Source organism: Stieleria bergensis (assembly GCA_007745635.1).
Lineage (GTDB): Bacteria > Planctomycetota > Planctomycetia > Pirellulales > Pirellulaceae > Stieleria > Stieleria bergensis.
On the sequence record CP036272.1, the window covers coordinates 1,806,503 to 1,827,542 of the forward strand.

Below are 21,040 nucleotides of genomic sequence, written 5' to 3' on the forward strand. Positions count from 1 at the left end.
CTCTTGTTGGATTCGTGGCGGCGGATTGGTTTCTTAAAGCGCCAGGCAGTTGGTGAAGGCGCTTTCTCTGCGGGAACGCGGCTCGATGGGCGCCAGAGGGCATGATCCCAGAGTGACTCAGGAGCGGCTGTGTTAGATGTCAAGCGTTTTGTGGATTTTCCCATGCTGTATTTGTTTTGACCATTGTGTTGAGTGTGATGAGGATTTTGCGCATGCATGCGGTAATAACGACCTTTGGAGGCTTGCCTTGTTCGGCCAGTCTCTTGGAAAAGGCTGCGATCGCTGGGTTGTATCGGCGAGCACTCAGTGCGGCCATGTAGAGCGCCGATCGCACTGATCCACGGCCTCCAAAAATCGAACGCTTGCCTCGCATCTGCCCGCTGTCCCGGTTGAACGGTGCTAGTCCAACGAGCGAGGCGATTTCCTGTCGGTTCAGGTCGCCAAGCTCTGGTAACTCTGCAATGATCGTTGCTGATGTCACATCGCCGATACCAGGCATCGTCCCAAGTAATTCGGCGCGATGCTTCCAGTCATCATCAGACTGCACAAGCTTTTGGATCTCACGATCAATCATTTTGATGTCCTTGTTGATTGCATCGAGAACGCGCTGAATGCTCTTGCGAACCGCTCCGGACACGGCTTGTCCCTGTCGGTTCTTCTCGGCAGTTCTGGTGCCGATCAACTGTCTTCTTCGAGTCACAAGCTGATCCAATTCACCCTGCAATTGCTTGGTTTTGGCGACGGCTCGAGGCCTCGTCAATTTCCCAAACAGTGCGATGATGCGTGCGTCGATCTTGTCAGTCTTTGCCAATTTTCCAATCGCTTTGGCAAAGTCTCTCACTTGTCTCGGATTGACCACAGAGACAACATGGCCGGCTTCAACAAGTCGCACAGCGAGTGGACGTTCGTAGTTGCCAGTGGCCTCAATTACGATCAGGCAAGACTTCGCTTCTGGCAACAAATCCACTAGCTCATCAATTCCCTTTGGATCATTGGGAACGACTGTTGTCGTGGCTTGTTCATCAAACGCGAGATCAAGCTTGGCTTTTGAGACATCGATTCCGATAAAGTGTTGAAAACTCATCTTGGATGTATCCCTTCCTTGCAAATGCGAGCTCGAGAGCTTGTCTCGGCTCAGGCGGCTGTTCGGGCTATTTACCAAAGGCCGACGACGATCCAGCTCCCGCACAGTATCTGCGTTGCAGCACTCGAGGGTCAACGATCTGCCGTCGGCCGCAGTTGCTTTAGCCTCTTCGCTACGCTCAGAGGCTAAAGCAACTGCATCTGTAGTGTCCAACGAAACACCACTAGGATGTAACATACAAGGGAATAGAGATAGTTCTGGGGGTTTGGGCAGAGTTTGTGGCTTGCTCCGTTTGATTCAGCATCAAAATCCGGAAAAACGCACCATCAGGACAGCTCAAAGCGCCGAAGTCTACAGCAACACCGGTCCGACACGGAAATTCCGGAGGCGTATTGCCACCCGTGATGGAGAGACCCGCGATCGTCGCGGGCGGCTCAATGAAGCCTCGCCGGCCGGAGCGATTAGGAACTGTAGGAGGCATTTCCCATGCGACGAAAGTATTTCGGATTGGCGATCGCGGCGCTCGTAACCCTAGGCCACACTGCGGCCTTCGGTGGCGACCAAGAGATCGCACAAGAAATCATGACCCGATTAAAGAGTAACCGTGACACCGGTGCTCTTAAAGATTTCTCACTGGACATGCGAGTAGAAGAGGGCGTTGTCCTTTTCCGCGGCAATGTCAGTCAGCAAGATCAAAAGAACCTCGTTCTGTCTGCTGCCAAGGGTGTTGAAGGCATCACGAAGGTAGTTGACGAAGTGGTCGTCAAGCCAGCTGAAGCAGCTCCCGAAGTGGAAGCTGTGGCAGTCAAGGCTGAATCAAAGCCAGAGGCCAAGCCTCTAGCGACTCGCCGTCCTGGCGATTCTTTGCGAAACATGTTGTCTGCAGGCTTGGAGTCCAAGCTGGTAGGCAAGCAGAAGTCCACCGCTGTGCAGCCTGTGACTGTGGCTCGTCCTGAGTCCCAAGTTGCCCAAGTGGCCAACACGGTTGACGTGAAGCCTGCCGGTGCCGTTGAATTGGCTGCTCCAGCGGCTGCTTCTGACCAACAATTGGTCGCTGCAGTCGTCGGAGCTCTTAGCAAAGCCAACCAAGCTGGCACCTTGCGTGGCTTCGGTGTTGATGTTCAAGCCAATGCGGGTGTTGTCACTTTGCGAGGACGAGCTGTTTCTCCTGAAGTGGCTCAACAGATCGCTGGGATTGCACAGAGCATTCCAGGTGTTCAAAGCATCCAACCAATGATTGAAGTCGTTGGTCAGCCTGCTCCTGTTCACCCGGTCAGCCTGAGCCAAGCTGGGGACCAATTTCCCACCATGGCTGCTCCACCACAAGCGGTACCGATGCCAGCAGCAGCTGGGCCGGTTCCTGTGGCTTACAGTGCGGGTGCTCCTCAATACGAAGCACCCAATCTGCCCAACTACGCTTGGCCAGGCTACGCGGCTTACCCTAACTACGCCGCTGTGACCTATCCTCAGCAGTACAGCCCTTGTGCATGGCCCTACATTGGTCCTTTCCACCCTTACCCACAAGTTCCTTTGGGATGGCGTAAGGTCTGCCTGGAATGGGACGACGGCTGGTGGTACTTGGACTTCTCTAGCCGCTGATCTGCAGCGAGTTGTCAACCTGCGACACCAACAAACTGGTCTCGCATCGGTGGACAGGCTTCAGAAGCAGTTCTGGAAATCGCCAACGCGGAGGTCGCCTTGCCTCCGCGTTTTTCTATGCGCAGAAGGGCTCGTTGCGAACACGCTGCCCACTGGTTGGCTTGCTAGTTGCCTGTCGGCTGCATTGCCGCCGGACGATCACGCTCGGCAACCGCCTGGCCTGTTCTGGGTGGTCGGTGCGATCTGAAGCTCGCAGCTGGCACGCTCACGCGGTCGTCAGGGCACACACAGCCGTCAGGCATTGCACCGTCGGTGTCACGAGCCAGCTTTTGCAGGCCTCAATGGTCTCACAACACTCGCTGGAGAGCGCCGCGGCGTGAAACAGCGAATCGTGAAACAGGGTTCTTGCCGTGAAATTGCAAAACTCCTGATTTACCCGCAAGATCCGCACAACTTCACACGATAAGTGACGTACAAGCGGAACCAATCCACACATCGAACTTGATAGCCCAGCGAATGGCTCGCTTAGAAGCGGCTACAGCACAAGCCAGTGTGGAACTGTAAACGAAAACCAGGGAAGGTTGCTCGGATGTCCATCACGACGAAACGTCAAAACACCAAGAACTGCCGCAGCGAGACGCGGCACTCACTTAGCAAGCGACAAGTCAGCGTAGCTCGTACACTGGCTCTGTTCTCTGTTGCAGCACTTGCTGTGACCACAACCGGCTGCCTCGGTTATGGTTTCACTGGCAACTACAACTTAGGACCTTTGGCTTACCCGATTCCGGTAAGCCCTTACTACCAACACAAGTTGGAAGAGAAGTTTTGGAATCACGAACGCTATGATCGCGTGCCAATTCTTGGCCCAACGACCAGCGGCGGACCTCCAATCGCTTTGGATTCACCAAGCGACGACGAAGTCATGCAGGCGTTGGAAAAGGCTCGCCCCGTTCAAGGCGGAGTTCCCATTCTGTATGAAAAGCAGCGGAACAATGTTCGCATCATCAAAGAGAAGATCGCAGACTACATTGATCCACCACGCTTTTATCCTCTGATCGGTCCTGCACAGTTGCACCACGCACACTACAAGTGCACGATCTACTTTGAAGAGATCACCAGTGTTGGCTATCCTGTGCCACACACGCTTCGTGACCGTGAAGCGGTTGAAGTGGTTTACATCGATCACAACCACTTCCACATGGTTGGCGATGTGGAGCCTTACCAGACTCCCACAGAGTGATCTGATTCATCAACGTTTCGCTTGACGACATGAACGGCGGCTCGGTGTTTTTCACCGGGCCGCCGTTTTTTATTTGTTTCGACTATAATCGAGGCGTTTGATTGGCCGTTGCTTGCCGATTCTCATCTCCTTTTCCAGGAATCAAGCCTCGATGACTATGTTGTTCACACGTCGCTCTGTTTGCGCTGCATTGCTGTGTTTGCCGGGATTGCTGCTCACGCCCGGTTTGGCGGCAGCCCAGTCCGCGAAACCTTCGCCTGACAAGGAAGTGGTTTACAAGACGCTGGACTCCGGCACGCTTTCGTTGCACGTTTTCAATCCTCCCGGTCACGATCCCTCCAAATCCGCTTCTGCCATCGTGTTCTTTTTCGGCGGTGGATGGAATGGTGGTTCTCCGTCGCAGTTTTATGGCCAGAGCCGCGCGATCGCGGATGCCGGAATGGTCGCGATGTGTGCCGAGTACCGAGTGAAGTCTCGGAACGGGACATCGCCCAAAGAATGTGTCAGTGACGGCAAGAGCGCGATTCGCTGGGTTCGCAGCCATGCCAACGACTTGGGCATTGATCCTGATCGCATCGCAGCCGGTGGCGGATCAGCAGGCGGACATGTCGCGGCCGCCACGGCGATGGTGGATGACTTTGATGACCCCAGTGATGATCAGTCCATCAGCCCGCGACCAGCGGCGTTGCTATTGTTTAATCCCGTGTTTGACAATGGCCCCGAGGGATATGGCTATGATCGCGTCAAAGCGTACTGGCAGAAGATTTCGCCGCTACACAATCTCGATGCGGACTCGCCGCCGACGATCTTCTTTTTGGGGACGCAGGACAAGCTGATTCCAGTGTCCACTGGCAAAGCGTATCAAGACAAGATGCAAGCACTTGAGCGACGCTGCGAAATGCACCTGTACCAGGACGCGAAACATGGCTTTTTTAACAAGGGGGAGCCTTACCAAGACACCTTGGCAAAGAGCCTCGCGTTCCTCAAGTCGCTGGGCTACATTGAGTAACTCAGCGACAACACCTGTTAGTGGGTCGAGCCTTTGATCAGGCTTCTTCGGCTGTCTTGCCGGCTTCGATCATCACGGTGCTGAGCGTGACATAGGTCTGCGTCCAAGCCTCTTTGACTTCGTCAGTGAAGGCATCACCCAGGCCTTTGTTCAGCGTGTCCAAGAGGGCTTGGCCGACGGTCTGGTAGCTCTCTTCTGGCACTCCGTATTCGACGTGGCGACGGCCCAGAGCCTGCACGGCGGGCAGGATTTCTTCAAGCTTGGTTAACGAGGCAACTGCCAGGCTAAGCGTTGCCATCAGTTTCTTGCCCTGCTCTTTCATGTCGCCTTTGAATAACGGCTTCAAGGAAGGGTCGAGTTCAAAGAGTCGCTGGTAAAACAGTTCTGCCACGGTGTCTGCATTTGGCTTGACCGCGTCCCAGGTTGATTGGACAAGTTCGATCTGTGCTGGTGTCATAAAGGGTCTCTAAAAGGTTGGGCAATGGAGAGTATTGGGAGTCTTGCTTGAGTCATTCAATCGTTTGCCCCCGAGATTGCGTTGGCAATCTCGTTGTCCCTGAATCACTCAATAGGCGGGGCGATGAACCTGGCCGGTGATTATTGCAGAGGAATACGAACGACAACGGCGCCCATGACGTCATCCTTTTTGAATTCAGGATAGTCTTCGCCGCGGTTGCTATGCTCGTTGTGGCAGGTCCAGCAGGCTTCGGGGACCGCGCGGTCTGGATACGCTGCGACGAAGTATTTATCGCCACCAAGTTCTTCTTCGCCGTAAAAGTTTTCGCCGGGATTGGCTTCCAGGAAGTCCAAGGCTTCGACTTCAAAATCGCTGCGTGGTTTGTTCTGTTCGTTCAGGGGCCACTTGCTGCGAAGAGAGTACGCGAAGCCAGCTTCTTCGTTTTCGTCGACCAGAGCGGCCCCCATGCGAAACATTTGCGCGGGCAGCGGGATGGAGTTGTCGGTGGTTTATCAGTACTCAAAGGCGGTGACGGGAGCGTCTTGTTTCTTCAAGTTGGTGACAACGTGTTTGGCGTAAACCGTCCGGTCTGCCATCATCACAGCGTGCACCCCATCTGCAAATTGCTGAGGAGTGATTGAGCCCGCTGGTGTACTGCTGGCTTCTGACGAGCCACAGCCGCTGGAGATCAACGCGGTGATGCTAACGCAGGCAGTCGCTGCAAGGCTGCAAGCGAGGGTGGCGGTTCGTTTGGAGAGATTCCGATTCATGATGAATGCCTTGCATGAAATGCGAGGGAGTGAAGAGTGATTCGCCCCCGTTGGGCAAAACCGTTTATTGGGAACCTTTGCGACGCCGCCTGCGTTGCTGTTCCTTTTCGACAAACCAGTCGCGCGCCATTTGGACACTTTCGACGCGCGCTGATGGAGGGTTGGCAAAACAGCTTGGCACGGAATCCGTTTCCGCTAGGCTGCTCAGTGAGTATTCCAAGGAGTGACAATGAAGGCAGACTTCCCGAGCCATGCTTTCGTTGGGGCGTAGATTGCTGTTTTGATCGTGGTTGACCCAAACCTCTTTGCCGTCGGCCAAGCGAGGTAAATGGCAGCTCGCGCAGCTGACGCCTGATCCCACCTGGCCCTGGCCACTGATCTCCGCCGCCCAGAGCTGAGCATGTGGAGAATCCAGATAGGCCGTTGAATGCGAATCCGCGTGGCATTTCAAGCAGGCATCGACCGCTGCGTACTGCCGATCAAATCGGTGACCCTGATGGCAGGCGTTGCAGGAGAGTTGTTGATGAGCCGCACTCTGATGCATTGGCAACCTGGCTTGGGCGGGCGTCATGGCAGGCAGGCCGGACGCCAGCTTCCTGCCATGCTTGCCTTTGAGAAAACTATTGGCTGCTTGCTGGTGACATTGCTGACAGGTTTCCAACGCCACAGCATCTTGCCAGATCGCTGCCTTCTGTCCCTCGCTGCCAACTTGATGGCAGTGGCTGCAGTTGACGCCCGCTTGAGCGTGCGCTGTCGTTGCCCAATCGGTCAGTCGCTGCTCATCGCCCAGTAGCGATTGGGGGGCATCGGCATCGGCCAGCGATAAAGGTTTTCTGGCTTCTCCGTCATCTGTCTCCTGCCCTTCCTCATTCTGATAACGCGCCAGCCTCTTGACCATCGAAGATGTCAGTGGAAGGATCTGCATCGAATGGTGGTCTGGTTCACCGTAGTGGTCTTCAAGGAACTTTTCGTAAAGTGCTCGATTGTCGTGGTAGTTGTGGCAACCGGATGTGGCACAGCTATTGAAGGCCATGCCGACGTGGCTGGGCCGCGAATCTCCCACGTCCTGATGGCAATGCCAGCAGTAGTCCGTGGGAACTGTCAGTCCCATCGCAAGCGTCCGGTCTGGAACATGTTCTTGGTGACAGGTCAGGCAGTTGCGTGCATCCAGAATCTTGAGGCGATCTGCGTTGGTAGGGTCGTTGAATTTGGAAGCCGGGTGAGTATCACGTGCCGCTTTCAGTTGATCGCCATGACAGTCGATGCAGGCGTTCTGCATCACGTTCTTGGCTGAATGCTTCTTGCCCTTGGCAACGGGACGATGGCAGGCGTTGCAATCAAGTTCGATCTGATAGTGACCGTGTGTTGTCGTACCTGGCAGGAAGGCTTGCTTGATGTCCGATGCTGGCGCCAACAGGCCATACAGGAAGAACGCCAGCAGGCAGACGTTCACAATGCCCCAGTACATGAACGTCCGCAGCCAGCTTCGATCGGAGTTCTTGTTTTCGATCGAGACGGGATCCAGCGAGACGTTGTCTAATTCGGCTGAAGTGGAAAGGTCGTTGCTCATCTTCAATCGCTAAACCAATAGAAGCTGAGGATATGCAGCCCAATCAATGCAGGGAGTGGCCAAGTGACCCAGTGATGAAGCTTCGTCAATTTGGTCCTCCAGCCTCGCACGCGATGTCCCACATGGGCGGGGAGATTCGATTCCAGCCCGCTGCTGATTCCATCGCCTGCGCCAAGTAATACGGTCATCCAAAAACAAACCCCAAGCATCAGATTTAGGTTAGAGCCCAGTTTCACCCCGGTATGAACCAGCATGAAAACCAGCGCCAAGGTGCCCATGATTGAGTGGAATGCTCTCCAGTATCCGTAGTGTCCCCATTGCACCTTCGAACTGCGTTTGCGAATCGAAAACACCATGCCGATCACGGTGACTGCTAACAGGCTAAAGCCCGTGATTTGGCGCGCGGTGTCGTTTCTCCACAGCCAGTCGATGTTTCGCCATTGGTCGGTGACGCTCAACGAGAATCCCAGTGGCGGTAGCAGCGACACGCCAACGCCCAACAGCAACGCGATCAGACTGGCGATCAGGATTGTCTTGCTGCCTGGACTGGCAGATTTTGACGCGGGGGCACCAACCAGTTCGGCAACCAAGGGCCGACAACTGCCACAGGCCGTCGATGCTCGGCATCGTTCGATCACCTGCTCCAGCCGTTGCGACTCTGCTCCGCCGCAGTGATCGATGGTTTGTTCGATCACTTGTTTCTTGATACCAAGGCAGCTGAAGATCGTGCTGCTAGGTGGCCATTGGTGCACGGGCAGGTTCTCTGCGATCGCCCAGGGAACGCCAGTCTTTTGGAACCGCAAACGCTGCCAAGGCCAGAGGATGGTTTGATGTTCAATCGCATGACGAACTTGGTGCAGCTGAGACCATTCCCCCACACAAGACGCGCCAACAACTCGGCCTTTTTCCAGCAACAGTTTGCGATAGCCGCTGGCGTCAAAGTGAATCAATGGAATGACGCCTGGCGAATCTCCCAGCGTTTTTCCGATCGTGATGACGTTGACTCCCAGCAGCTTCAGTTCAGCCGACTCGTCCGCCCCATGAAACTGTTCGTCACGCCCCGCTAAACGCTCGGCAAGCACATCTGCCATTCGAAAGCACGGTGCGGCTAGGCCGTAAAGATGGTCATGGAAACTAACACACTCCCCGACGGCGAATACATTCGGGGCGGAGGTTTCCAGGTTCGAGTTCACAGCAAATCCGCCGCGACTCCCTGTTGCCAGCCCAGTAGCTTTAGCCAACTGATCGTTGGGGCGGACGCCGGTGGCAGCGATCAAGATGTCAACCTCCAGCGCCGATGCGTTATGAAACGAAAGCGTCAATTGATCATCGTCGGTGCGTTCAATCTCCTTCGTTCGTCGTACCAAGTGAACGTTGGCACCGGTTTCCTCAACCCAGTCACGGAGTCGATCAGCACCTCGAGCATCAAGTTGTCGAGGCATCAAGCCGGGAGCCATTTCGAAAATGTCAACCTCCAGACCCAGTGTTGCAACACCTGAGCGGCCTCCAGGCCAAGCAAGCCTCCGCCGATCACTCCGCCCCGCATCGTCGACAGGGGATTTTGCTTGTCACGCCGCTCTTCAACGTACCGCCGGATCTCTGCAAGGTCGTTGAGTGTGCGATAGACAAAGACTCCCTGGCTATCGATGCCATCAATCGGTGGAACGAAGGCTGAAGAGCCGGTTGCAATCACTAGCTTGTCGTAACCGTACTGCTGTTCATGATCATCAGTCAGTGTCTGTTCGTCACAATCAATTTGACGGATGGTTCGCGAGGTCACGACGTCGATTTTGCGTTCGTCGTACCACGCTTGGTCGGCCAGTAGCAAGTCTTCGGGGGCGCGTCCAGTGAATAATTGGGACAGATTCACGCGGTCATAGGCAATGGTTGGTTCTTTGCCGATGACCGTGACCTGATAGTGCTTGAGAGCATCGATCTGGTTTAAACGCTTGCACAAACCATGCGCTGCCATTCCCATGCCCACGACGACCAGTCGCTCGGGCGCAGACACGACCGATTGGTGCTCCAATTGCCTACCACCGACTGTTGCCGATGGGCGTCGAGTCGCTGTCGCTGAGCCTTTGGCTCTTGCATTGACTGACTGGGTATCAACTGGCGGAGTGGTGGCCATTAATCACAAGCACGAGGAGGAGGCACAAGCAGGAATGAGATCCTGCATCTCTGGAGTGTCATTAATGATCCAGCACGGTTGTCGAACACCGTGTCCGCCTGTGACGCGTTGATGAGCTCAGAAGCAGCGAATCAAAATGAATGCTGCGCATGAATCTGCACGCTTCTGTGCAGGACTCGAAATGCGAGCTGCGTGCCAATCTGCACGCTGGTGTGTAGGATCGACCCGCCTTGAACTTGACGCCTAAATCGAAGTGGTAGCGGCCGGCGGCTTAGAGAAAGGCTAAGGGTAGATTGACCGCGCATTAACCGCAGGATTAACCTTTCCGATGAGACACTTGGTTAGCGGTCAACGAGAACGGTGCGATGATCGAATGTTAGACTGCATGCCTAAGAATGTGGCGATTGACTGGGGGTGTTAGGATGGCACTGGTGGCGGTCGGTGCGCAATGCCGATTGGCTTCTGATGGGAAGCTGGAGGCTGTGTCGCCTGAGCATACGCCGAATCAGTTGCAGCGGTTCAGCAGCGAACCAGAGGCTGCTTGACGAGCCGTTTCAGCAAGTGAACGTTTGAGCACCGCGAAGACCGATAGGCGACTCGCCGCTTTCACGAGGTTGCCAGCAGCGGAATCAGTTCATCGATGTTGGAGAACGTTCCCCGCGCAGCCTAAGGGGCACTGTCGCTCAAGAGAGAGCGGCTGCGTCCATGGCTTTCTGAAGCATCTGGCGGGGTGTGCAGAAATCGGTCAGTCGTTGAAACCCAGGCGAACGGCTCGAACCGCGACATCCGTCCGGTCGGCGGCGCCCGTCTTTCGCAAGATGTTCTGGACGTGCTCTTTGACGGTTTCCACGCTGATCCGCAGGGAAGCAGCAATTTCCCGGTTGCTTAATCCAAACGCAATGTGACGCAGTACCTGAGCCTCACGCGGCGTGATGGGGAACTCAGCCGGCAGGTCAGAGGCAGGGATTGATTCGGTCATCTTGCGTTTGATTCGATGCAGTCGGCCCTCGGGGTGAGGAAGGCTCTCAACCACCGCATGCTGGATGGCTTTTTCAACATCACCGATGGGATCGCTCTTTAGAACGTATCCCAGTGCGCCATTGGCGACTGCTCTGGCGATATAGATGGGGTAATCGTAAGCGCTGATAAAGATGACGGGTAACTCGGGGTGCAGCTCACGGAGTTTTGTCAGCAGTGCCAAGCCATCGGTCTGGCTCATCTGGACATCAACGAGTGCGGCGTCAAACTTTTCCGTTTCGAGAGTGGCTAATCCTTCTTCCGCACTGGCCGTCGATCCAGCAATATTGATGGATGACCCTTCCAGCATAACGGCAAGCCCCAGCCGTGCTGCTTCGTGGTCATCGATGACGATGGTTTTAAATGACATGTTGCCCTCGTAGTTGAAACGGCAAGATCGGCTGCTTGGGCAGTCGTTCCCACCGCTGATGGTTGGCGATGCTTCGCCGAACGAACCAAAATATGGGGAGTCTTACGAGAATTATCTATCCGATCCACCCGAATTGAGGGAGATTGCTAGTGTGGATGTCCGACAGAATCCCCTCTTGTGGGGTTTCTGTCGTGGTTTTTATGCACCATGCACATTCGTGACCTACATCAAAGAGTGACTAGCCACATCAAGCGTTGAATGGAGCATTTGCCAAGATTGCTTGGTTGGACGTCATTACGGCCCTTTCTAAACATCCAGAACGCGTAGAAGTTATTTCTGCGTGCAGGTTCTTAGCGGCAGTGATCTCCGTCGCCAGTCGTGCACTCGGCAGCCCTTGCACCGTTGCCAGCACAGCAGGCTCTTGTTGGTCGCTGGCGACGAAGGAATCGAGTTCCCACTTTCGTTTAGAAAGGCCATGAGCCCGATCATGTCGACCGAGTGAGGAGTCGCGATTCGTGAATGCTAAACCTGCATCGATTCTGTTAGTGGACGATGATCTGCAATTGGTGCAGTCGATGAGTCATTGGCTGCGCGACTTTGGGCATCAAGTACAGACAGCTGGCAACTTGGAAGAGGCCAGGACTGAACTGGCCGCTCGTCACTTTGATCTATTGCTATTGGACTTGCGGCTAGGTTCTGACGACGGGTTTCATTTGATCTCAGAGGTCCGCAAAGCGTATCCCGATGTGTGTGTGCTGGTATTGACTGGCTACGCAACTCCACAGACTGCGGTGGAAGCCATCGAAGCGGGCGCGTTTGATTTATTGACCAAGCCCGTGTTGGATGCTGAATTGCAGCTAGCGATTGAGCGCGGCCTGTCACAACGGCAAATCGCACAAGAGAACCAACGGCTACGACAAAGCTTGGACGTTCGTAGCGGATTAGAGAACGTCCTGACACATGACTATCGCATGTTGAAGATATTCGACGTGATCGACAGCGTGGCTGATGCCCGAGCGTCTGTGTTGATCACAGGAGAAAACGGGACGGGGAAAAGCATGATCGCGCGAGCGATCCATCAGCGTAGTTCGCGGCGACAAAAGCCTTTTGTGGAAGTCGCATGTGGTGCTCTGCCGGATAATCTATTGGAAAGCGAACTGTTTGGGCATGTCAAAGGTGCTTTTACCGGAGCAGCAACGGATAAGGTCGGCAAATTTCATCTCGCCGATCGAGGCACGTTGTTCCTGGACGAAATCGGGACAGCAAGCCCCGCCATGCAAGTCAAATTGTTGCGTGTGCTACAGGAATTTGAGTTTGAACAGGTCGGTGGCACGAAAACACAATCGGTTGACACGCGTGTGATTTTGGCGACCAACGAAGATTTGTCTGCGGCGGTCAACGACGGTCGGTTTCGTCAGGACCTTTACTACCGCATCAACGTGGTGAACATCGTTCTGCCCGCGCTGCGAGAACGTGTTGGCGATATCCCGCTGCTTTGCGACAGCTTTTTGCACGCGGCTGCGGAGACCAGTGGCCGAGACGTTGACGGATTCGATCACGAAGCCATGCAGCTGCTGCAGGCCTATCCTTGGCCTGGTAACGTTCGGCAATTGCAGAATGTGGTTGAACGTGCGGTCCTGTTGTCACGCGATAAAGTGCTGACGGTGCAAGACTTGCCGCCCGAGGTTGTGGGCACTGTGGCTGATCCGCTGAGTGCAGCATTGCCTCAAGGGATTCCCAGCTCGATTGCCAGCCCCGGGACTGGATCGATCTCCCAGACGCAGGGTGCTACTGGTGGGTTGCCCAATCAAGCCGCTGGCCCAGAGAGCGGCAACCGTTTGAACCCCAGCAGCTTTGCGAATAAAACCTTGCGTGAAGCCTTGGAAGGTCCTGAACGCGAGATCATTTTGCACACGCTGCGACGTTTTAAGTGGAATCGCGCCGCAACCGCCGATGCGTTGGATATCAATCGCACGACGCTTTACAAGAAAATGAAGCGTTTGGGGCTGGACGATCCACGGTTGCAATTCGCTCTGGATGAAGCCCACTAGTGGCGTTTGCAGATCAGTCTTTGCCAACCAGTTCGATCATTGCATCGGCACAGTGGCCGCCAATTCGCGTCATCCAAATCGCGCTGCCCATGTAGTGATACGCAAAATCCGATCCGGTCTTTTCCCACTTTTCGAAATTCTGTCGCCAATTGGGATACAGTTCTTCGGCAGCTTTATCGACCAACACAGCGGTGCGCACCGCACGAACGCTATCTTTGTATTCGTCGCTTTCTGCAACGCCGATTTGAGCGTCCTGGATCACTTTCATCGCTCCCTTGGCTTCTTGGGACATGTTCTGACCCATGACGGCGATCACAACCGGCAGTTTGGGCTTTTTCCACTCTTTGCGAATGTCATCGACTAGCATTCGAAGGTTATGATCGTACTCGGTTTCGGCACCGTTGTATTGATCGTTCCAGCCTTGAAACCATACGAAACCGGCGATGTTTGTTTTCTTGCCTGCCAACTCGGGAAAGCGCGTGTCCAGTTCTTTTAATGTGTTGGTGACTTCGTCAACCATCATGCGATATGAATCACCGTATTGTTGACGAACTTCGTCTGCGGTCGGCGCGGGATCGTTGCGGTCCTTCTTTTCATTGTTGCGCTGAACATTCTTGACTTGTTGTTCCAGATCCTGCTTCAAAACAGAATCGGGGACAGGGTTGGATGGAGAGCGAAACTTCTTGTAGAGAGAATGCCCGCCCCAACAGGTCTTGATCAACAGCACGGGATCCTTGTGCTGTTTTCCCATGCGATAGCCGAACTCGTATTCAATTCCTGTCCGATCTCGGGAGCCGTAGCCCAACGTCAAGTGACCGTTGCGGTTCAAGTAGTTGATGAACACGTCATCCATCTCCAGCCACTTTTCACCATCACGTAGGTGTGCAAAAAATTCTTTCGTTTCCGGTGCGCTGGCCTGGTGGTCGAACAGGCTATTCTTGGCTTTGCCTTCCATATTACTTTGGCCGGCAAGGATATAGACCTGGACGGTGTCTTGGGCACAGGCTTGGTTCGTCAGTAGGTTGCAGTGACTGGTCAGAAAGACCAACAGGGCAAGCGAGCCAAGGAGCAAGCGGGTTCGGGAGAGGTGTCGTTGCAGCATCATCATTCGGTGGGGCAAGGAGGGCGTGAAGGCGACTCGGGATCTGTGGAGTCGGGGTTAGCGTATTTTATGCTCAATCCGACATCGGTTGTGTCGGCCACGGGGAAAACGCCAAAGAATCTGGCCCAGCAATCTCAGGAGGTCGGCGAGCAAGCAATCTGCCCAGGTATACTGATGGATTGATCCAGCGGCACATCTTCGCGACATTCGTTCGTCCGAACCTCGATGTGCGAGCACTCCGTTGCTGGATGTCACACCATCGCAAATCTTTTCATGAAAACGATGAAACCGATCTTATTTAGCCGCGTCTCGTTGATGTTGTTGCTTGCTCTGTTGACCGCAGCAGGTTCACTGAATGCACAATCAGCAGTTCAGAAGCAACGTCCTAATGTCCTGTACATCATGTCGGATGATCATGCGGCTCACGGCATTAGCGCCTATGGAAGCCGTTTTGCCAAGATTGCGCCCACACCGAACATCGATCGCTTGGCCAAAGAAGGTGCGCTCCTGAAGAATGCGTTTTGTACCAATTCGATTTGCTCGCCCTCACGTGCTTGCGTGCTGACCGGACAATACGATCACACCAACGGTGCTTTCGATCTGTCAGGACGCGTGGAACCAGAGAAGCAAATGCTGGCTTTGCAAATGAAGCAGGCTGGTTACCAGACGGCGATGATCGGTAAGTGGCACTTGAAGGCCGAACCGGCAAGCTTCGACTATTACTGCGTGCTGCCCGGTCAAGGCAAGTATCACGGCCCAGAGTTTCGTGTTCGTGGAGACAAGCCTTGGGGGAAGAACTTGATTGCATTCCCCGATAAACATGTGACCGATGCGATCACGGACCTGTCACTGCAGTGGCTTAAAGAGGAACGTGATCCGGAGAAGCCCTTTTTCTTGATGCATCATTTCAAAGCGCCTCACGATTACTTTGATAATGCTCCTCGCTACGAATCTTACTTGGCCGATGTAAAGATTCCCGAGCCTGATAGCTTGTGGGAACTGAATGAGAGTTTTGGGTCCTTGGCGACGCGCGGTGCCGATGATGAATTGATTCCGCATCTCGGTACATCGATTGGGAACCGCAATCCAAGGCGTTCCTATTTAATGGATCTGCCGAAGCTCTATCCGAACGAGTTTCCAGCCAACTACGATGCTAAAAATTATTCTGACGAACAGAACACGCGTCTTGCCTACAACGCTTACTTGAAAAAATTCCTCCGCTGTGTGAAAGGCATCGATGATAATCTTGGTCGGATTTTGGCATACCTTGAGCAGAGCGGACAGCTGGACAACACGCTGATCGTCTACACCGCCGATCAGGGATTCATGCTGGGCGAGCATGATTATCAAGACAAACGCTGGATGTATGACGAGTCGATGCGGATGCCATTCTTGGTGCGCTACCCCAAGTCGATTCCTGCTGGACAAACCATTGACTCGGTTATCGAGAACGTTGATTTCGCGCCCACACTGTTGGATTTTGTCGGTGCCAGCATTCCTCAAACCGTCCAAGGTCGCTCGTTCATGCCAATCTTGGCAACCGGCGATGAGCCTGCCGATTGGAAGCAAGAGGCTTACTACCGCTACTGGATGCACATGGCGCATCATGATAACCCTGCACACATGGGCCTGCGGACAAAGACTCACAAACTGATTTACTACTACGGTTGCAATTATCAAGGCGGCTATCAGACCCCAGCGGGCTGGGAGTTGTATGACTTGGTCAACGACCCTGCGGAAACGAAAAACCTGTATCATGATCCTCAGCATGCGGGCTTGGTCAAAACGTTGAAGCAGCGACTCGCTGCGTTGCGTGCTCGCGTTGGCGATGACGGATCGCACTTTCCTGATTGTGAATCCGTTGTGCAAGAGTTCTGGGACTATGATGCCGCTGATCGCCAGAAGGCACGTCAGATCTCCCATCAGTACCTGAAACGTCGCCAGAGTGAACTTGCCGAGGGGAAGCGAAATATTCGCACGTACCAAGGAAAGTGATTCGGTTTACGTTCGCGTGACCACGCGATTGAGTTTGCAACGCGTTGTTTCTTTTTGTCTTTCCTTCCCTCCTCCGTCCCCGCCGCTCCTCTGGAGACTTGCTCATGAGCTATTTGTGTCGTTGGTTCTCGTTGTCCATCGCAGTGCTGTTGTTCAGTGCCAGCCCGTTTGCCTGTGCTGAAGATTTGGCTGGTAAGCGGCCCAATATTATCTTGGTCATGACGGATGATCAGGGGATGGGTGATTTGTCCTGTTTGGGCAACGAAGTCTTGCGGACTCCCAACTTGGATCGCTTCTACAAGCTATCGACTCGGTTTACGGAGTTCCATGTCAGTCCAACCTGTGCGCCCACTCGATCCGCAATCTTCAGTGGACGGCATGAATTTCGTAACGGTGTCACACACACGATTAAAGAACGTGAGCGGATGGCGCTGTCGACGACCAGCTTTACAAAGCTATTGCAAAAAGCTGGTTACCAGACCGGGATCTTTGGCAAGTGGCATTTGGGAGATGAGGACGCGTACCAACCTTACAGTCGTGGATTCACAGAAACCTTTATTCACGGCGCCGGTGGCATTGGGCAGTCTTACCCTGGGAGTTGCGCCGACTTTCCGCCGAACCGCCAGCGCGACGGGCGTTACTTTGATAACGTGATCTTGCATAACGACACTATCGTGCAAACGAAAGGCTTTTGCACGGATGTGTTTTTCCAGGCGGCACTCGGTTGGGTGAAAAAGCAGCACGACGAGGACAAGCCGTTTTTCGCCTACATTTCAACCAATGCACCACATGGTCCGATGTTGGCCCCAGAGAAATACAAACAACGCTTTGCCGAAATGGGCTGGGACGGCAACACGCAAGGTCGTTATGGAATGCTGGAGAACATCGACGATAACTTTGGCTTGTTGATGAACAAGCTGGATGATTGGAAGATGTGGGACAACACCCTGGTGATCTTCATGACAGACAATGGCCAAGCGTCGCGTAGCGGCAAACTGAATGGAAAACGAACCGATGTTTACACGGCCGGCTTTAAGACTGGCAAAGGTTCTCCCTATGAAGGTGGCACCCACGTCCCGGCGTTTTGGCGCTGGAAAGGTGTCCTTGATGAAGGCGTCGATATCAATGGCCTGACCGCTCACATCGATCTGTACAAGACCTTTTGTGATTTAGCGGACGTTGAAATCCCAGCTGGGATTCAATCCATTGATGGTCGTTCTTTGCTGCCTTTGTTACAGGACGCCAAGGCTGATTGGGCCGATCGCGAACTGTTCGTGCATCAAGGTCGCTGGGAAAAGGGCGCTGACCCCAACGGCAGTAAATTCAAAAACTGCGCCGTCCGTACTCAGCGTTGGCGATTCGTGAACAATCGCGAGCTGTATGACATCGTGAACGATCCGTATGAGAAAGTGAACGTGATCGATCAGCATCCGGAGGTGGTTGCCAAGTTGCGAAGGAGCTATGACAAGTGGTGGCAGGAAACGCTGCCCTTGATGGTCAATGAAGATGCTGCCTATGCCAAGCAGCAACCCCAGGCGGTTCGCTACGAAAAGCAAATGGCGGCACAGGGCATTCCAGACTGGAAGCCACTTCCACTGGAATAACACCCCAGATCAAGTGACGTGCTGCCGCTTAACAGCAGCACCGCGCTCATCGAAGCGTCGGTGGTCCTGCCTGGCAAGCGGCAACATTCCGCCGCTACCCGCGGGCACTTTTGGCGACCAGCGATCCGCCGAGCACCTGCATCAGGATGATGCCCCAGGTGAATAGGTTGAAGGTCTGGACAAAAAATGCTGGCGTGCCGCCCATCAAGGTGTAGTTGATGACTCCATAAACTGGCAGCAGAGCAACGCCCAGTCCAATCGTGGCAATCAATAAACTCTGGTTGATTGTGGGCATGCCAAATGCCATCGTCACCGGCACGCAAAGCAGCGTCCAGTAGAAGAAGACTCCGGGAATCATTCCCCACAGTCCCATGGCTCCGCAGTAAAGGATGCCACTGAGGCCACTGATCAGAAATGAAGCAATCAGGTTTGAACGCCAGATCTGTTTGGGAATCAGCAAATGCCGACCAAAGGAATGAAACCTGAGCAGCGTATTGAAGATTGAGTCACTGGTCCACGTGAGCACTGCAAAGCAGATGTAGGCCATGATGATCACCGGGATCAAGGGCCCGATCCAAGGCTGCTGAGATTCCACGCGGGCAAGCACCTGGATCAGCAGCCAGGCTCCTACGATCAAAGCGAATTGATATTTGATCGCTAGCCGACTCATCCAGCGTTCGTAACGGTTCATCATTCGAAACAGGACGTTCTTGCTGCTGATGGCATCCATCATTCCGCTGCGAGCCATTGGATTGTTGGGATCCAATCGAAGCGCTTCGCGAAAGGCAACCTGAGCTTCACGGTGCTTGCCGTCATTTAGCAACGCGTAGCCATGCGCTGAATGAGCGTAGGAGTTGTCTGGCGCATTCTTGAGATTCTCTTCTGCCGAGACGACGGCGTCGCCCGTGCGCCCAAGACGTTCAAGTGCGATGGTTCGTAGGTTATTGCAATCGTTGCATTCCGGGTTGATCGACAGTCCCTGCTCGGCATGCTTGAGGGAGTCTTCCCAGTTGCGTTGCTGCAGCCGAATCATGGAGGCATGGGCAAAGTAGTCTGCATCGTAGGGATCCAAACTAATCGCTTCCTGAATCGACCGATACGCTTCGGTCAGCTGATTGGCATTGGCCAGCACTTGGCTCAGTACATAGTGGCTGAACGCCGAATCAGGCTCGATGGCGACTGCCATTTGGGCTTCTCGCGTTGCTTCATCTTGGCGATTGGCATCATTGGCGATGCAGATCGACAGTAAGCTGTGCGCTAAGGCGTCATCGGGATCCTGGCCCAGTAACTGGCGGGTTTCACGCTCAGCCAATTCATGACGCCCCTGAGAAAGCAGCAGTTCGATGCGGCTGTATTGACTGTTCATCGTTTGATTTTCAGATAGTCCAAGATTGGGTCGTACGCGCCGCCTTCATTGGAGTACAGGGCGTGATTTCGAGCGGTGGAAAACCATTCCCCGGTGCTGGGGCGATTGCTCTTGATTGCCGCCATGAGATCGCCGGTGGTGATTGGCTTGGGCAATCCGGTTTTCACGGCCTCGTGCAGTTTGGCTTCCACGGCGCTGTTGATCACCGCCGTGATATCGGCTCCAGAAAAGTCGTCCGTCTTGGCCGCTAGTTTTTCGAAGTTGATCTTTTCGGTCGGTTTGCCGATCAACGCGATCTTGAAAATCTCCACACGAGCCTCTTTGTCCGGTGGCGGTACGAAGACGATGCGTTCAAATCTTCCGGGCCGACGAAAGGCGCTGTCCAGGTGCCAAGGCGCGTTGGTCGCAGCCAAAAACAGGACGCCTTCGTTATCCGCTTGGACCCCGTCCAGTTCTGATAGAAACTGGTTGATCAAATGGCGACCCGCACTGCGTCGCATGTCGGATCGACTGGCCCCCAACGCGTCCACTTCATCAAAGAACATCACGCAGGGTTGATTGGAACGCGCTTTTTGGAAAAGCTTGGCCAGGTTCTTTTCACTATTCCCCATCCACATGTCCAGGACATCGCTAATCCCAACGCTGATGAAGTTGGCCTCAACCTCTCCTGCAGTGGCTCTGGCGAGCATCGTTTTGCCGCATCCAGGTGGTCCGTACATCAAAATGCCACCACCGACTTTCTTGCCATAGGCTGCAAACATGTCCGCGTGTTGAAGTGGATAAATGATTTTGACGCGGATGTCTTCTTTGACTTGATTCATCCCACCCACGTCATCGAATTTGATGCCAGGCTTTTCAAGTTCGACGATTGAATCCTCTTCTTCGCCCTCGCCGAGCTCTTCCATCATTTCGCCACCTTGTGACCAACCGGCTCGCATCGGACGCGGTGCCTCTTGCTGATCGTCAGGTTCGAAGGTCAATCCAAGTAAGCTTTCCAGTGCGGGGTCAGCAAGATCCGGATCGGTGTCAACGGCTTTCTTGTAATGGTCGATGGCTTGACGATGTTCGCCTTCGGATTGCAGCACCTTGCAGTACAACAGGTGTGCCTCTGCATTCGCCTGGCCAGATTCGATGATGGTTTCCATGATGGCCAGCGCATGCGAGTGGCGTTGGCTGAGACGATATGCGTCGGCGAGCCCAAGTTGCAGGGTAAGGTTTCCGGCACTGTGCGAGAGACCGTCGCGATAAACGTCGACGGCCTGATCAAAGTGACGGAGCTGCACCAGCGTTTTGGCCAAGTGATCAACTAATTCAATATTGCCAGGTGCCATTTCAACGGCTTGACGCAATGCATTGAGAGCGATTTGATTGGGGTCAGTCATGGGATGGCGGCAAGGAGAGATTCGGTTGGTAGGCGTTAAGGCGTCTGCGGCGTCATACTTGTTCGCCAGTTACCCGTCTGGAGTCGCTTGCGGATCAGAGTCGTCTAGCGCAGCATTGGTCTGCGCCGGTTCAGGTGGTTGCACTTGCGACAGGGCCGTCACGGCAGTGATGGTTCCCAGTGAACCGATGAGAGACAAAACGATCACCGGCCACCAGGATGGTTTGCTGGTTTCAAATCGCGCAAAGAGTCGCTCGGTTGTATTCACTGGGAATGCCTTTGAAGTCAATAACG

17 protein-coding genes and 1 pseudogene are annotated in these 21,040 nt (G+C 54.2%); 6 read left to right on the forward strand and 12 right to left on the reverse strand.

Features of this window, described 5'->3' with window-relative positions; all coding sequences use genetic code 11:
- Window positions 1–139: 139 nt before the first annotated feature.
- Entirely contained in the window at window positions 140–1,084 is a 945-nt protein-coding gene (locus tag SV7mr_RS06100) for an IS110 family RNA-guided transposase (protein WP_145268727.1), read from the reverse strand.
- Window positions 1,085–1,570: 486 nt separating this feature from the next.
- Between SV7mr_RS06100 and SV7mr_RS06105 the strand changes: the two genes are divergently transcribed.
- The 3 genes from SV7mr_RS06105 (at window position 1,571) to SV7mr_RS06115 (ending at window position 4,932) form a co-directional block, all read left to right on the forward strand.
- On the forward strand, window positions 1,571–2,683 hold the full coding sequence (locus SV7mr_RS06105; protein WP_145270166.1) for a BON domain-containing protein: 1,113 nt from the start codon (window positions 1,571–1,573) through the stop codon (window positions 2,681–2,683).
- Between the two features lie 589 nt (window positions 2,684–3,272).
- On the forward strand, window positions 3,273–3,923 hold the full coding sequence (locus SV7mr_RS06110) for a hypothetical protein (protein ID WP_419188158.1): 651 nt from the start codon (window positions 3,273–3,275) through the stop codon (window positions 3,921–3,923).
- 151 nt (window positions 3,924–4,074) lie between these two features.
- A complete protein-coding gene (locus SV7mr_RS06115) occupies window positions 4,075–4,932 on the forward strand; it encodes an alpha/beta hydrolase (protein ID WP_419188159.1) in 858 nt (285 codons plus the stop codon).
- A gap of 37 nt (window positions 4,933–4,969) precedes the next feature.
- Here the strand turns inward: SV7mr_RS06115 and SV7mr_RS06120 are convergent, their stop codons facing one another.
- The 7 genes and pseudogenes from SV7mr_RS06120 to SV7mr_RS06145 all read right to left on the reverse strand — a co-directional run bounded on the left by SV7mr_RS06120 (window position 4,970) and on the right by SV7mr_RS06145 (window position 11,247).
- A complete protein-coding gene (locus tag SV7mr_RS06120) occupies window positions 4,970–5,389 on the reverse strand; it encodes a globin family protein (RefSeq protein ID WP_145270168.1) in 420 nt (139 codons plus the stop codon).
- Between the two features lie 140 nt (window positions 5,390–5,529).
- A complete protein-coding gene (locus SV7mr_RS25120) occupies window positions 5,530–5,865 on the reverse strand; it encodes a Tll0287-like domain-containing protein (protein WP_419188160.1) in 336 nt (111 codons plus the stop codon).
- A 36-nt stretch (window positions 5,866–5,901) separates the two neighbouring features.
- The gene (locus SV7mr_RS25125) at window positions 5,902–6,159 is read right to left on the reverse strand and encodes a hypothetical protein (protein WP_419188161.1); all 258 of its coding nucleotides are present in this window, start codon (window positions 6,157–6,159) and stop codon (window positions 5,902–5,904) included.
- Window positions 6,160–6,223: 64 nt separating this feature from the next.
- A complete protein-coding gene (locus SV7mr_RS06130; RefSeq protein WP_419188162.1) occupies window positions 6,224–7,729 on the reverse strand; it encodes a cytochrome c3 family protein in 1,506 nt (501 codons plus the stop codon).
- A 2-nt stretch (window positions 7,730–7,731) separates the two neighbouring features.
- On the reverse strand, window positions 7,732–8,820 hold the full coding sequence (locus tag SV7mr_RS06135; protein WP_419188452.1) for a nitrite/sulfite reductase domain-containing protein: 1,089 nt from the start codon (window positions 8,818–8,820) through the stop codon (window positions 7,732–7,734).
- A gap of 93 nt (window positions 8,821–8,913) precedes the next feature.
- Window positions 8,914–9,860 (reverse strand): annotated as a pseudogene (locus SV7mr_RS06140) (NAD(P)/FAD-dependent oxidoreductase); the annotation flags it as partial.
- Window positions 9,861–10,605: 745 nt separating this feature from the next.
- Window positions 10,606–11,247 carry a response regulator transcription factor gene (locus tag SV7mr_RS06145; RefSeq protein WP_145270175.1) on the reverse strand — a complete coding sequence of 214 codons (642 nt, stop codon included), beginning with the start codon at window positions 11,245–11,247 and terminating at the stop codon, window positions 10,606–10,608.
- Between the two features lie 575 nt (window positions 11,248–11,822).
- Between SV7mr_RS06145 and SV7mr_RS06150 the strand changes: the two genes are divergently transcribed.
- On the forward strand, window positions 11,823–13,298 hold the full coding sequence (locus tag SV7mr_RS06150) for a sigma-54-dependent transcriptional regulator (RefSeq protein WP_145278112.1): 1,476 nt from the start codon (window positions 11,823–11,825) through the stop codon (window positions 13,296–13,298).
- A 13-nt stretch (window positions 13,299–13,311) separates the two neighbouring features.
- On the opposite strand, the gene SV7mr_RS06155 is transcribed toward SV7mr_RS06150, so the two are convergent.
- On the reverse strand, window positions 13,312–14,406 hold the full coding sequence (locus tag SV7mr_RS06155; protein WP_145270177.1) for a sialate O-acetylesterase: 1,095 nt from the start codon (window positions 14,404–14,406) through the stop codon (window positions 13,312–13,314).
- A gap of 276 nt (window positions 14,407–14,682) precedes the next feature.
- Here SV7mr_RS06155 and SV7mr_RS06160 point away from each other — a divergent pair, with 276 nt between their 5' ends.
- Together SV7mr_RS06160 and SV7mr_RS06165 are read left to right on the forward strand one after the other, a co-directional pair.
- Window positions 14,683–16,395 (forward strand): sulfatase family protein, encoded by a 1,713-nt coding sequence (locus SV7mr_RS06160; protein ID WP_419188163.1) that lies wholly within the window; start codon window positions 14,683–14,685, stop codon window positions 16,393–16,395.
- Window positions 16,396–16,499: 104 nt separating this feature from the next.
- A complete protein-coding gene (locus SV7mr_RS06165) occupies window positions 16,500–17,999 on the forward strand; it encodes an arylsulfatase (RefSeq protein ID WP_145270182.1) in 1,500 nt (499 codons plus the stop codon).
- 94 nt (window positions 18,000–18,093) lie between these two features.
- Here the strand turns inward: SV7mr_RS06165 and SV7mr_RS06170 are convergent, their stop codons facing one another.
- From SV7mr_RS06170 to SV7mr_RS06180, 3 genes are all read right to left on the reverse strand, one after another.
- A complete protein-coding gene (locus SV7mr_RS06170; protein ID WP_145270184.1) occupies window positions 18,094–19,365 on the reverse strand; it encodes a tetratricopeptide repeat protein in 1,272 nt (423 codons plus the stop codon).
- Window positions 19,362–20,747, reverse strand: a complete 1,386-nt coding sequence (locus SV7mr_RS06175; protein ID WP_145270186.1) for an AAA family ATPase — start codon at window positions 20,745–20,747, stop codon at window positions 19,362–19,364. Before SV7mr_RS06175 ends, SV7mr_RS06170 begins: the two co-directional genes overlap by 4 nt.
- A 69-nt stretch (window positions 20,748–20,816) precedes the next feature.
- On the reverse strand, window positions 20,817–21,014 hold the full coding sequence (locus tag SV7mr_RS06180; RefSeq protein WP_145270188.1) for a hypothetical protein: 198 nt from the start codon (window positions 21,012–21,014) through the stop codon (window positions 20,817–20,819).
- Between the last annotated feature and the right edge of the window lie 26 nt (window positions 21,015–21,040).